This is a genomic window from Chryseobacterium proteolyticum (assembly GCF_046591535.1).
GTDB classification, from domain to species: Bacteria; Bacteroidota; Bacteroidia; order Flavobacteriales; family Weeksellaceae; genus Chryseobacterium; species Chryseobacterium proteolyticum.
Map to the genome: position 1 here is coordinate 766,377 of NZ_JBJLWK010000002.1, position 13,972 is coordinate 780,348.

At 37.8% G+C, this 13,972-nt stretch carries 9 protein-coding genes and 1 pseudogene; 6 read left to right on the top strand and 4 right to left on the bottom strand.

Going from position 1 to position 13,972, the window contains the following annotated elements; all coding sequences use genetic code 11:
• Positions 1-19: 19 nt before the first annotated feature.
• From ACJ5H0_RS09550 to ACJ5H0_RS09560, 3 genes are read right to left on the bottom strand one after another with little or no spacing between them, the layout of a single operon-like run.
• Positions 20-2,449 (bottom strand): TonB-dependent receptor, encoded by a 2,430-nt coding sequence (locus ACJ5H0_RS09550; protein WP_411249513.1) that lies wholly within the window; start codon positions 2,447-2,449, stop codon positions 20-22.
• A gap of 33 nt (positions 2,450-2,482) precedes the next feature.
• Positions 2,483-3,961 (bottom strand): trehalase family glycosidase, encoded by a 1,479-nt coding sequence (locus tag ACJ5H0_RS09555; RefSeq protein ID WP_411249126.1) that lies wholly within the window; start codon positions 3,959-3,961, stop codon positions 2,483-2,485.
• Entirely contained in the window at positions 3,962-5,191 is a 1,230-nt protein-coding gene (locus ACJ5H0_RS09560; protein WP_411249128.1) for an MFS transporter, read from the bottom strand.
• A 154-nt stretch (positions 5,192-5,345) separates the two neighbouring features.
• Between ACJ5H0_RS09560 and ACJ5H0_RS09565 the strand changes: the two genes are divergently transcribed.
• Positions 5,346-5,735, top strand: coding sequence for an AraC family ligand binding domain-containing protein (locus ACJ5H0_RS09565; protein WP_411249130.1), 390 nt, complete (start codon positions 5,346-5,348; stop codon positions 5,733-5,735).
• The gene (locus ACJ5H0_RS09570; RefSeq protein ID WP_411249132.1) at positions 5,722-6,216 is read left to right on the top strand and encodes a helix-turn-helix domain-containing protein; all 495 of its coding nucleotides are present in this window, start codon (positions 5,722-5,724) and stop codon (positions 6,214-6,216) included. Before ACJ5H0_RS09565 ends, ACJ5H0_RS09570 begins: the two co-directional genes overlap by 14 nt.
• Before the next feature lie 131 nt (positions 6,217-6,347).
• Here ACJ5H0_RS09570 and ACJ5H0_RS09575 read toward each other — a convergent pair whose 3' ends face one another.
• Complete coding sequence (locus ACJ5H0_RS09575; protein ID WP_172280328.1) at positions 6,348-6,902, bottom strand: thioredoxin family protein; 555 nt, start codon at positions 6,900-6,902, stop codon at positions 6,348-6,350.
• A 165-nt stretch (positions 6,903-7,067) separates the two neighbouring features.
• Here ACJ5H0_RS09575 and ACJ5H0_RS09580 point away from each other — a divergent pair, with 165 nt between their 5' ends.
• From ACJ5H0_RS09580 to ACJ5H0_RS09595, 4 genes and pseudogenes are all read left to right on the top strand, one after another.
• Positions 7,068-7,664: a TetR/AcrR family transcriptional regulator gene (locus ACJ5H0_RS09580; protein ID WP_411249134.1), complete on the top strand. Its 597-nt coding sequence runs from the start codon at positions 7,068-7,070 to the stop codon at positions 7,662-7,664.
• Positions 7,665-8,018: 354 nt separating this feature from the next.
• Positions 8,019-9,179 carry an efflux RND transporter periplasmic adaptor subunit gene (locus ACJ5H0_RS09585; RefSeq protein WP_172280332.1) on the top strand — a complete coding sequence of 387 codons (1,161 nt, stop codon included), beginning with the start codon at positions 8,019-8,021 and terminating at the stop codon, positions 9,177-9,179.
• Positions 9,180-9,222: 43 nt separating this feature from the next.
• Positions 9,223-12,394: pseudogene (locus ACJ5H0_RS09590) on the top strand (efflux RND transporter permease subunit).
• 21 nt (positions 12,395-12,415) lie between these two features.
• On the top strand, positions 12,416-13,828 hold the full coding sequence (locus ACJ5H0_RS09595; protein ID WP_273649334.1) for an efflux transporter outer membrane subunit: 1,413 nt from the start codon (positions 12,416-12,418) through the stop codon (positions 13,826-13,828).
• Positions 13,829-13,972 lie beyond the last annotated feature (144 nt).

The following is a 13,972-nucleotide window of genomic DNA, read 5'->3' on the forward strand; positions in this document are numbered from 1 at the left end:
TACATATTGAGAAATAGATCTAGAAATCAAATGTTACAGATGCTCTCACTGCAGCACCCATGATCGGTCTTGCCATTCTTATATCTCCGGTTCCTGTAAGCGGAGATCTTGGATCTCCTTCAGTAATACCTATGGTATTGAAAATATTGGTTCCGTCAACTGCAAAACGGATATTACCTAACTGATAGGAAGTTCCTGCCCCTACCTCACTGAATGAAGGTAAAATATTTTTATCACTGTTCGCCTCATCCTGGAAACGCTTTCCATAATAATTATAGCTCACATATGCTCTCCACTGCTTCGTAATATTAACGGCAGGGGAAATATTAAAATAGAATTTGGGAATCCTTCTTACCTGGTTACCATCGTAATCAAATGTTGACCCATCGGCATTTCTTCCTGTGAAATCCTTGTATTTCGGGTTTTGGAAAGTTCCATTGAATGATAACTCCAAAAGGTTATTGAATAATCTGGCAAATCCTTCAAGCTCTACTCCAATGTTTGTTGTATTTGCAAATTTATTTTCTGAAGTTCCGTCAGAATATACATCTGTAAAAGAAAGGTTTTTCAGAGTTGAATAAAACGGGATAACTCCAATGTCGAATGTACGGGTGTAATACTTATATCCAATTTCCAATTGATTGGTTTGTACCGGTTTGATCTGGCTCAGATCTGCCATATTGTTATAATATGATTCTTCATTAGGAGATCTGAACCCATTTGAGAAGCGGGCATAAACCGCATTTTCTTTATTGATCTTATAGTTGGAAGCTACTGTAAAAGATACTCTGTTAACATCGTAATTCCAGTATTTGTATTTATTTCCCAATACAGACATATTGTCGTCGGCTGTCGTAGTAGCAAAACTATGGGTTCCATCTGTCGTTAATCCAGAATTATTCAGATTTGCTGTTGTTGTATTTACTCCATATCCTTTATAATAATCACGGCTGTAACGAATTCCTCCGTTAAAGCTTAAATTATCTGTAATATTATAATCCAGATTTAAGTAAACATCATTCAAACTTCCCTGGATTTGAGAATCCCTCACAAGAAAAGACATATCTGTAACCCCGTTATAAGTTTTAGAATATCCTACATCAGTAGGGCTCAATGAGGTATCTACCAGATTAAGAAGCTGAGGCCTGTCTGTGGCTGTGGTCAAAATATTGCTCCAGTTCCAGTATTGATGAGACTTCCAGTTTGATTTATAAAATCCGGCCGTTACATTTCCTTTATCAAATTTATAATTGAACTGTAAATCATTGACAAAATTATTCATCTGCTTATCAATCGCCCAGAATCCTAGCTTCTGCACATACTGCGGATTTACAAGAGCCCCGTTGCTTACCAGAGAATATTGATAATTATTTCCCGCAATTCCGTTGCTGTTGGCAAAAGCACCTGCCTGTTGAGGTGCTCCCGCAGGAAATATACCGGTATAATTCATATTGATATTCGTATATCTTGTCTTGTTCAAAACGGTAAAATTGTTTCCAAGATCATATTTGAATTCAGCGCCTACGACATCTACTTTCGGATGAATTCCGTCTTCCAGATTTCTTCTGAAGAACCCTCCTCCGGGCTGTGGAATATTCAGCTGGCTGATGGATCGGTAACTGTATGTCCCGTAATTAGCATCGAAGCCAGGAAATTCTTTCAGGTCATTTCCATTCTGTACTAATGGAATCGGTAAGAAAAAGGTATTTCTGTCATCAAGTTTCTTATAATATACTTTTGCGTATCCTTTATCAAATACATATTTTAAGTTCATCCTGATCTGTCCCCCGTCATTGGCCTTAAACCCTGTTTTTCTGATTCCGCTGTCCGTCCTGTAAAACCCTCCGATATTAAAGAACAATTTATCCTGTACCAAAGCGCCACCTACGTTTACATCAGTACGCATTAATCCATAAGTACTTGTTTCCAGTTTAGCACTTCCCCGGAAATCATTGGTTCCTTCTCTCGTAATAAAGTTGATTAGCCCTCCGGGAGAGTTGTTAGCATAAATTGATCCCGAACCTCCTCTTAATGCTTCCAGTCGGTTTACAGAATTGTCAACCCGGAAGAAGTTGTCGGCATTGGCAAACTGCAAAGCTCCATCTTCAAAAACCGGTAATCCATCTTCCTGTACCTGAACAAATTCGTATGCTCCGGCAGAAGGAATTCCTCTTGCGAAAAGGTTATTTCCCACTTCCCCACCAGAAGTTTCAACAGCAAAACCCGGAACACGCTGCAGCAATGCCGCTGCACTGATAGGATTTTGTTTTTGGATTTCTTTTGCACTGAACGTAGAAATTGCCGTACTTGATTCTATTTTCTTTTTCGGGTTTGCATTACCCGTGATAACTACCTGATCAATAGATCCTGTTCTGGTGGAATCCTTAACCGTTTCCTGTGCATACGCATTATTAAAATATAGCGTAGCGACTCCTGCGAGTAAAAAGATTGATTTTTTTTTTCATGCCCATATAGAATTTAATTATTGTTTTAATTTTAAATAGACTCCGTTTGTCCAACCAAATCCATCCTGATTAGGGTACTCTCCTCCTCCGGCTATCGCTTCATTGTCTAATGCATTGTATTTTTCCATAAGTTTACCTGTATTCGCATAAACTCTCTCGACATTAGAGCACCAGTTGTTTTTTATATCATTAGCTAATTGTGTAAATCCATAATTTTTCATCGAAACAAACCCAAGCCATTGGTAAGGTGCCCAGGCATTCGGTAGATCCCATTGTTGGCCGGAACGTTTTGTTGTCGTAACGAGACCGCCTTTGTAAAGGAATTTTTCAGCGATAATTTCGGAAACCGCCTTTGCCTGTTCATCGCTGGCCAGACCTAAAAATAATGGATAAAGAGCAGCAATATGTTCGGACACTGTATTTTTGTGTTTCTTAATATGATAATCTTTGTAAGTCCGGGCATCCTGATCCCAGAAATATGCATCAATTACCTGTCTCCTTTTTGCTGCCCTTTCACTGAAATATTTTTCTTTTTCTTTAAAATGTTTAAGACCTGAAGCTTTCGCCAAAGTTTTTTCAAGATGCCACAAAAGGCAATTAACATCTACCTGCGAGATGTTCAGGGTTTCTATACTTTGTATGGTTTCCCCGTCTGAAAACCATCTGCTGGAAAAATCCCATCCAGACTCACAGCCACTTCTGATGTTTCTGTAGAATTCTTCTCCCGGAGCATTTTCATGATCTTCAATATCGATCAGGTAACTCTCGGGACGGGGTGTATTTTCAGCATCATAATATCTGTTCAGGATATCACCATTGTCGGTTTTCAACACCCTTTTGCTTTGGGTATCATTGTTTAAACCTTCTTCTCCATCCATCCAGAATTCATATTCTTTTTCAAGGGTATCATAATATTCGATATAAACATTTTCATCCCCTGTACTCTCTGCAAGCAGATCAAGCATCAATGAAAAGTAAGGGGGCTGCGAACGGCTTAAGAAATGGGTCCTGCTCGCATTAGGAACAAATCCTATATTTCGAATTAAATAAGAACAGTTCTCAACGATATTTTTCATCATTTCAACCCTTCCTGAAACCTGCAATCCAAGCATAATGAAATAACTATCCCAATAAAAAAACTCATTGAACCGCCCTCCCGGAACGATATAAGGTTTTGGAAGCTTTAAAAGTGTTCCTCTTTCTTCATAAGCTGTCCTGGTAAGCTCATCCCATAGTTTTTCTATATGCTGATCAATCGGCAAATGATCCTCCCGTTGGATAGATACTGTGGCACCTAAAAAATCAAAGTTGGAAAGTACAAAAGCTTTAAGATCAAAATCTGCTGCAACTCTTTCCTTTTCATACTTCTCGTTGATTTCTGCGACAGGAAATAAAGGCACTGCATCTGTCATCATCTTTTGATCTTCAAAGATCCTTGATCTTTGGACATCATCAAAAAGTGCCTGGATATCCCTGATATAAAGTTGTGTATTCATCTATTTTTTAGGGTTTATTTTTAATTTATTCATAATAACAGCTGATATGATCAACAGTGAGAGTGGTATCAATGAAAGATAAAAAGCACGCTGCCCGCTGAATTCCTGAAATACAAAACCGGTGATGATCGAACCTATCGTTCCTCCAATTGCGGAAAAAACAACAATAAGCCCGGACATCGCACTATGTAAATATTTAGGTATGGATGCTAAAATAACAGAATTGATACTCGGGTAGATCGGAGCCAACAGACCTCCCATAAGGGGAAACAGATAGACTACAACCGGGGCATTGAACCATGTTGTACCTGTACTGATTTCAATGTTATGGGTTAGGGGTAAAACAAATAATAAGCTTATGGCAAAACCTATCACACAAAATGACACAACATAAATCCAGCTGAATTTCTTGGAAAAGAAACCCGATAAAAACCTTCCCAATGCAAATGCTCCGGCTAAAACAGCCCCTGCCTGTATACTCATCGAAGTGGGTAATCTCAGGATCTCCTTATAAAAAGTGGGTGTCCAGGTTTGAAAACTCTGCTCCACTAAGACAAACAGAAAAGCACACACAAGAAAAAACAATACTTTTTTGTAACTGAATAAGCTTATGCTATTCTTAATATCTCCTAGTAAATCTGTCGTTTCACTTCTGGCTTCCTTCTCATTTAACCTTGAGAAGAATAAAAACAAAAACGACAGAGCAGACAATGCACCCAGGACCCAATATACATTAAGCCAATGTGTCGATCTTGGATTATGATCATCAATAAATAAACTAAAAAGTACATTTCCCGCTAATACACCGATCATGAAAAAGCCTTCTAGAAAACCCATAAAACTGGAATGTTCTTTATCAGTATTGGTCACAAGCCCGATGGATGTAAAAACTGAAATTTTAATCAATGCAAAGGAAACTCCTACAATGGCAAATAACAATTTGAAAAACCAGAATGCATTTGAAAAAGGCATCATAAAGCACATCCCACTAACCAGAAAAAGAGCAATCAGCATGGAATTTTTAATTCCGATTTTGGGTAAGAATGAAGCAAGAATAAAGGAGCAGATAGCAATAGGCAGATCTTTAAAACCCTCCAAAACACTCGCTGAGGATTTTGAAATCCCGAAATTCTGCTGGACCTGCAGGATCACCGTTCCTACTGAGTTCAGAAGAATGGCAAAAACAAAATAGTTTAAAAACAGAATAGCCTTTATGTTGAAATTTCGCATTAAATTAATTTCTTGTTGGCTAAGATAGAAGCATTTGCCTTAACGTTAATTTAACATAGTAAATATATATTTGAACTATATTAATATAATTATTATTTTTATACCATAAATATCATTAATCTAATGAAAGTTAGCTTTGAAAGAGTTTTACCTAATGAGAAAAGCTCCTTTCGCACATTACATAATAACTCCCCCCATTTCTGAATTTAAATGGGAATATCACTACCATCCCGAAATTGAATTGGTGTGCGTAATTTCCGGGAGTGGAACCCGGCACGTAGGCTATCACAAAAGCAATTATTCAAATGGAGATCTGGTACTGATAGGTTCGAATATTCCCCATTCCGGATTTGGTCTGAATTCCATTGATCCGCATGAGGAAATAGTCCTTCAGTTCCGTGAAGAGATATTACAATTCCCTGAACAGGAAATAGAAGCACGCTCTGTTAAAAACTTACTGGAGCTTTCCAAATATGGAATTCATTTCAGCCCGGCTACAAAAAATGCATTACTGCCTAAGCTGAAAAAAAATGCTGGAAACTGAAGGGTATAAAAGATATCTGCTTTTGCTTGATATTCTTTTTGATCTTTCTACCCGTAAGGATTATAATCTGCTCAATAAAGAGATTATGCCTTACACAATCATTTCAAAAAATAAGGCCAGGCTTGAAAATATATTCACCTATGTGGAGCATCACTACGATAAGGACATCAATATAGAAGACGTCGCAAAGCTTGCCAATCTTACGCTTCCGGCATTTTGCAATTTCTTTAAAAAAGCTACACAAATTACTTTTACAGAGTTTGTCAACCGTTACCGTATTAACAAAGCCTGCCTGCTGATGGTTCAGGATAAAAGCATTTCGGAATGCTGTTACAGCTGTGGTTTCAACAATGTAACTTATTTTAACAGGATGTTCAAAAAATACACCGAACAAACACCTTCAGAGTTTATCAGGAATTCTTCACATGAGAAGATTCAGAGCGTGGCCCCACCTCTAAAAGTAGTTCAGAAATCTTTTTAGATATTTATACTTATACAAATAAAAAAGCCATTCCAAAAAGGAACAGCTTTACTATCTTATTATTATAATAGGTTGAAAAGAAAATATAAAAAATTCAGGTTTAAATTTCAATCTCTATTTCAATTCAATAATTATTTCCATTTAATGTTACATCCCATGCTTGGTCTTTGAATCTCTTCCTGTGGTTCTCCCAACAGAAGGTTTTCAAAAGCAATGATCAGGTCTTCACCTGTAACATCTTTGTGATTTCCAGGTCTTGAATCATCCATCTGACCTCTGTAAACAAGATCCAGTTTATCATCAAAGAAATAAAAATCCGGAGTACATGCTGCATCATAAGCCTTAGCAATACTTTGACTTTCATCATATAAATAAGGAAAATCAAATTTTCTTTCAATCTGGAACTCGATCATTTTTTCAGGAGAATCTGCGGGATACTTTTCAATATCGTTTGCATTTATAGCTATAAACTCAATCCCTTTTTCCTGATAGTCTTCATACAGCTCATTAATCTTATCGATTACATGCAAAACAAACGGACAATGGTTGCACATAAAGATCACCAACGTTCCTTTTTCTCCTTTCAGATCATCCAATGACTGAATTTCATTACTTTTTGACGGATTAGGAAGTTCAAAAAACGGAGCTCTTGTTCCTAATGCCAACATATTTGAGGGAGTATTCATATCCTTTATTTCTTTGCCTACAAAGATAAAATTTCTTTTATGATTGGGCAATTCAGGTTTTTATAAAGTTCAGTTAAATGTTAAAATAAAAATATTATTCAATATTATTTGGAAGTTACAAGTTAATATTCGTAGTTTTGCTAACGCTGTTAGTAAAAAAATATCATGGGATTACATGAACGCCGTCAAAGAGAAAAGGAGTCTATCCGTGCAAACATTTTGCAGGAGGCATTCACTTTGGCAAAAACAGAGGGCTGGGCTTCACTTTCCATTAGGAAAATAGCTGACGCGATTGAATACAGTGCTCCGGTTGTTTATGATTACTTTGAAAATAAAGAAGCTATTTTATTTGAGATTTCTTTAAATGGGTTTAAACTTTTACACAAAGAATTGGTAAAAGCTCAGAAAAAATATGACAGTCCTGAAGAGCAGCTTACTGCCATTGTAGATACATATTGGAAATTTGCTTTTAAAAATAAAGAATATTACCAGTTAATGTTTGGATTGGGAATGCAATGCAGTGGTAAAGGGCAAATGAAGGAAGAATTTTCTTCTTTCCAGGATATGATCTACGACTGTACATACAATATTATTAAGAAAAACGGATCTAATCCGGATAATGCATGCCATATGTCACATGCTTTGTTTTCTGCGGTACATGGTTTAATATCAATTATGATGATGCGTAATACTGATATTCCTGCCACTATGAACAAAACTACCCTGGATGAAACAGTGGCGGCTTTTATTAAGTCTTTGTAAATTTTTTTTTGAACCAAACCTTAACACCGTTAGGAAAAATAGCACAATTAAATTGGATTTTTAAACAAAATTAGCATTAAGAACTTCAAAGGATTTAACGATAATACAATCATAAATTCAACCCTGAACATTAACACTGTTAGTAAAATTAACGCGATACACCTCACCTTTATATACTTAAAAACAACATTAAAAACTTTATGATTATGGAAATGACGATCTAATTCTAGTATTAATAATTCTGTAATTTTTTTTTAAACTTATCATTAACACCGTTAGAAAAAATAACACGAATTATTAAAAAAAACAACATTATTAAATTTTCAAACGCTTAACAAAACAAATTAAATTTTAATGAAAATACCTGGAACAATGAGGATCTTATTACTTATAACAAGTATTATCCTTTTACAGAACTGCAGTAAGGCCGCAGAAAATTCGAATCAGGCCCCTCCTGCACCAGAATTACCGGTTTATACTGTAATTACTTCTCCAGCTACAACATATCAGGAATTCCCGACTGCATTGGAAGGAAAAAACAATGTGGAAATCAGATCACAGGTGGATGGTTACCTGGATAAAATATATGTAGAAGAAGGAGCCTTCGTAAGAGCAGGCCAGCCCCTGTTCAAAATCGATTCAAGAGCTTATGGTGAACAAATGAATATGGCACAGGCCAATTTACAGGCTGCTAATGCTAATATTCAGAAAGCCAAAGTAGAAGTAGACCGCCTTCAGCCGTTAGTAGCTGCGAAAGTGGTATCTGATGTACAGCTTAAAACAGCAAAAGCAAATTATGCAGCCGCTGTTGCAGCCGCATCACAGGCTCAGGCATCGGTAGGAAATGCGAGAATCAATGTAGGATTTACAACAATCACAGCACCGGTAAGTGGTTATATTGGAAGAATTCCTTATAAAAAAGGAAGTTTAATTTCAAGAACAGATCCAAACCCTTTAACTTTATTATCCGACATCAGCGAAATATATGCGTATTTTTCTCTAAGTGAACTTGATTTTATCGCTTTTCAAAAGAAATACCCGGGTGCGTCTCTGGAAGAAAAACTGAAAAATATGCCGATGGTAGAATTGGTAATCGCTGACAACACCATCTATTCTGAAAAAGGGAAAATGAGCATTGTAGACGGTCAGTTCGATAAAAGTACAGGAGCAATCAGTGTACGTGCGGTATTCCCAAATCCTCAGGGGGCGCTAAGAACGGGAAATACAGGAAGAGTGCGTATGCCTCAGCTTCTTACCAATATTGTGGTTATTCCACAGGAATCTACATTTGAGATTCAGGATAAAACATATGTATATGTCGTTGGAAAAGACAAAAAAGTAACGAGCAAACCAATCACTATTTCTGGAAAAACAGAAAGCTATTACTTCATTTCCGACGGAATTTCTGTAGGTGACAAGATTGTATATCAAGGTCTTGGAAGCTTAAAAGATGGTGCTACGATACAACCGAAAGCAGTATCTTCTGACAGCTTGTTCAAATCAAAACCTTTGTAAATACCTGTACCATTACAGAAGACTTAAAAAAAATAAACTTCTTATGTTAAAACAATTTATAGAAAGACCAGTGCTCTCTACGGTCATCTCCATAATATTACTATTACTGGGAATACTGTCGGTTTTCAATCTTCCGATTACATTATTTCCGGATATCGCGCCTCCTACCGTTCAGGTAACGGCCTTTTATCCGGGTGCCAATGCGGAAGTGGTAGCACGTTCTGTCGCTGTCCCTATTGAGGAAGCGGTGAACGGGGTTGAAAATATGACCTACATGACTTCCAATTCAAGTAATGACGGATCGATGACTTTGAGCGTTTATTTCAAACAGGGCTCAGATCCTGACAACGCTGCGGTAAACGTTCAGAACAGGGTATCAAAGGCAATGAGCCAGCTTCCTCAGGAAGTGGTTCAGGCCGGAATATCAACTCAGAAAGTACAGAACAGTATGATCATGTTTATGGGATTATCCAGTGATGATCCGAAACAATATGACGAACTGTTTTTACAAAACTACCTTAAGATCAATGTAATTCCACAGATACAACGTATTCCGGGAGTTGCACAGGCACAGGTATTCGGTACACAGGATTATTCCATGCGTATATGGCTGAAACCGGATCGTCTGGCAGCTAATAATTTATCTCCGCAAGAGGTAATGACAGCTATTAAAGATCACAACCTTGAAGCTGCTCCGGGACGTCTTGGCCAGGGAAGTAAGGAAACTTACGAATATATCCTTAAATATAAAGGAAAACTGAACAAGAATGCGGATTATGAAAACATAGCTATTAAGGCAAATGACGATGGTTCCTTCCTGAGATTAAAAGATGTTGCAAGAGTAGAATTCGGCTCTTATACATATACGGCAACCAACAGGGTGGACGGAAAACCTGTAGCAGGTTTCGCAATTTTGCAGACTGCAGGTTCTAACGCGAATGAGATTCTTACTGAAATTGAAAAGCAGGTAGACGAGCTTAAAACTACGCTGCCGAAAGGAGTCAATCCAATTATTATGTATAATTCCAAAGACTTCCTGGATGCTTCTATTGATCAGGTGGTGGAAACATTAGTGATTGCGTTTATCCTTGTATTTATCGTAGTTTATATCTTCCTTCAGGATTTCAGATCTACGTTAATCCCGGCGATTGCGGTTCCGGTAGCTATTATTGGTACCTTCTTCTTCCTGCAGTTATTCGGATTCAGTATTAACATGCTTACTCTGTTTGCCTTAATTCTTGCGATTGGTATTGTGGTGGATGATGCCATTGTGGTGGTAGAAGCAGTCCATTCCAAGATGGAACATACAGGAATGCCTGTGGAAAACGCAACGGTAAACTCGATGAGTGAAATTTCAGGAGCGATCATTTCCATTACTTTAGTAATGTGTGCTGTATTTATTCCTGTTGGTTTCATGCAGGGACCTGCTGGGGTCTTCTACAGACAGTTCGCTTTCACTTTGGTAATTGCGATCCTTATTTCAGCTGTAAATGCATTAACATTAAGTCCTGCTTTATGTGCTCTTTTCTTAAAAGATCCACAGGATGGAGAGCATGGTCATGAGAAAAAAGGATTTGGTGCAAAATTTTTCAATGCATTCAATACCAGCTTCAATAACATGACTCAAAAATATATCTATAGCCTTAAATTTTTAATTAAAAATAAATGGGTAGCTGTAGGTGGATTAGCCGTATTAATTGCAGCAAGTGTTATCTTAATTAAAAAGGCACCGTCAGGATTTATTCCAACAGAAGACCAAGGTTTTGTTTTATATGCGGTAAACACTCCTCCGGGAAGTTCATTGGACAGAACCCAACGTGCAACAAAACAAATTGATAAAATCGTAAACGGAGAAAAAGCAACCAACCACTTATGGGTAGCGGATGGAGTAAACTTTATCAGTAATGCGAATGCTTCTCCTTACTCTGCCGGATTTATCAAATTAAAAGATATTGACAAAAGAGGTGATGTAAAAGATCCTGATCAGATTGCTGCCGGGTTAACGGGAAAAGTGAGCCAGGTAAAAGATGCCAGCGCATTCTTCTTTAACTTCCCTACAATCCAAGGTTTCGGTAACGTAAGTGGATTTGAGTTTATGTTACAGGATAAAACCAACGGATCTTTTGAACAGTTGGGAGCTAATACCCAGGCGTTCATTGGTGAGCTGATGAAACGTAAAGAAATTGCATTTGCCTTCACCACTTATGCTGCAGGAAATCCACAATACACTATAGAAGTGGATGCGGATAAAGCAAACCAGCTGGGAGTATCTGTTACGGATCTGATGCAGACCATGCAGATTTATTTCGGTAGTAGCTTCGTTTCGGATTTCAACAGATTCGGTAAGTACTACAGAGTAATGGCACAGGCTGATATTCCTTATCGTACAGACATCAATTCTTTAGAGGGAATTTATGTTAAAAACAAACAGGGAGAAATGGTTCCTACCAAAACATTAGTAACCTTGAAAAGGACTTTCGGACCGGAAACCGTAACAAGAAATAACTTGTTCAATGCGGTAACCATTAACGGAACTCCAAAACCAGGATACAGTACCGGTGACGCAATCAAAGCTGTGGAAGAAGTCGCTAAACAGTCTCTTCCGCGTGGATATGGATATGAATGGACAGGTATTACCCGTGAAGAGATCAAAACCAGTGGACAAACTGCTTTCATCTTCATGTTGAGTATTTTATTTGTTTACTTCCTATTGGCAGCACAGTATGAAAGCTATATTCTTCCTTTTGCGATTATCCTTACCGTTCCGACGGGGATATTCGGAGTGTTTGCCTTCACAGGGTTAGCAGGAATAGATAATAATATTTATGTACAGGTGGGACTGATCATGCTCGTGGGATTACTGGCGAAAAATGCGATTCTTATTGTAGAATTTGCTGTTCAGAGGAGAAAAGCGGGTAAAACATTGATCGAGTCAGCTCTTCAGGCTTCAAGATTACGTTTAAGACCTATCTTAATGACCTCATTTGCCTTTATCATTGGTATGCTTCCATTGGTTTGGACACAGGGAGCTTCCGCAAAGGGTAACCACTCTATCGGTATCAGTACTGTGGGGGGGAATGCTAACCGGAGTAATTTTCGGGATCTTCATTATCCCTGTGATGTATGTGATTTTCCAATATCTGCATGAAAAAATGCCAAGCAGAAAAAAACGCAGACTTCAAAAACAAAATCAGGCTTTAGCGCCAGGTCATTAAGGTCCACTTAAAAGAAAAACAATGAAATTAATAAAGAATATTTTTCTAACTTTTATATTGGCTGTAATAGCGGTTTCGTGTGTGACTAAGGTCGCTTACACGGAACCGGACTTACAGCTTCCGGAAGACTTTCGCTTTACGGCAACGGCTGATACAGCCAGTGTAGCGAATTTACAATGGAAAGATTTTTTTAAAGATCCTATTTTACAGGGATTAATAGAAAAAGGAATTGCAAATAACCTTGATCTGCAAATTGCTTTAAAACAAGTTGCATCATCACAGGAAAAATTATTACAGGCTAAATACCTTCAATATCCGGATATAGGTTTTGCTGTCTCAGGACAGATTTCAAGACCATCAAAAAACAGCATGAACGGGCAAAGTCTTAATCTTTTTATAGGAAAAAATCATGTAGAGGATTATAACGCAGCATTCAACCTTTCATGGGAAGCGGATATCTGGGGTAAAATAAAAAATCAGCAGGAAGTTTCAAGAATGCAGTATCTGCAAACTTATGAAGCGACCAAAGCAATCCAGACCCAGGTTGTTGCAGCTATTGCTCAGGGGTATTATAACCTGCTTATGCTGGATAAGCAACTGACTATTGCACAATCTAACCTGGAACTAAGCACCAATACATTATCAATCACTGAAAAAATGTGGGAAAGTGGAGACACTACCTCTCTTGGAGTTCAGCAGGCTACCGCTCAGAAGCAGTCTACAGAGCTTTTAATTTCTCAATTGCAGCAAAATATTGCAATCCAGGAAAATGCATTGAGCATATTGGTCGGTGAAGCTCCCAATAAAGTCAACAGAGGGATCGAAATGTCTGATACTTCTTTGTCCCAGGATCTATCCACAGGACTTCCGGCAAAAATGGTAAGCCGTCGCCCTGATGTACGCCAGCAGGAATTGGTATTACTGGAGTCCAACGCCATGGTAGGAATTGCACAAGCTAACATGTATCCTTCATTAAAGATTACAGCAAACGGCGGAATCAATTCTTTTAAATTTGACAATTGGTTTCAGATTCCGGCTTCATTATTCGGATCCGTTTTGGGAGGAATTACACAGCCGATCTTTCAAAAAAGACAGTTGAAAACCGATCTTGCGGTTGCTAAAATTCAGAGGGAGAAAAATGTACTGGCATTCCGTCAGTCTGTTTTAAATGCAATGGGAGAAGTTTCCGATGCGTTGGTTTCCAATGAAAATTTAAAAGTTCAGGAACAAAAAGCAACTGAGCAGGTAACTACGTTAAAGGATGGTATTAAAAGTGCTCAAATGCTTTATAAAGGAGGTTTAGCTAATTATCTTGAAGTGATTACGGCACAAGCCAACTCTCTTCAGGCAGAATTAAACCTGGCATCTGTAAAAAGACAAAGATTAAGCAGTATTGTTGATCTGTACAGAGCCTTAGGTGGAGGATGGAAGTAGTCAATTAAATTTAATATTGTTGATAGTGCGGTCTTTAGGGATCGCACTTTTTTTTTTAATCCTTAAGCGAAAAAAGATTCTGTAGGTGTGGTTTTCTAAGGAAAATCAAATAGACGTTTCTTAATCTTAAAACATAGTTAAACT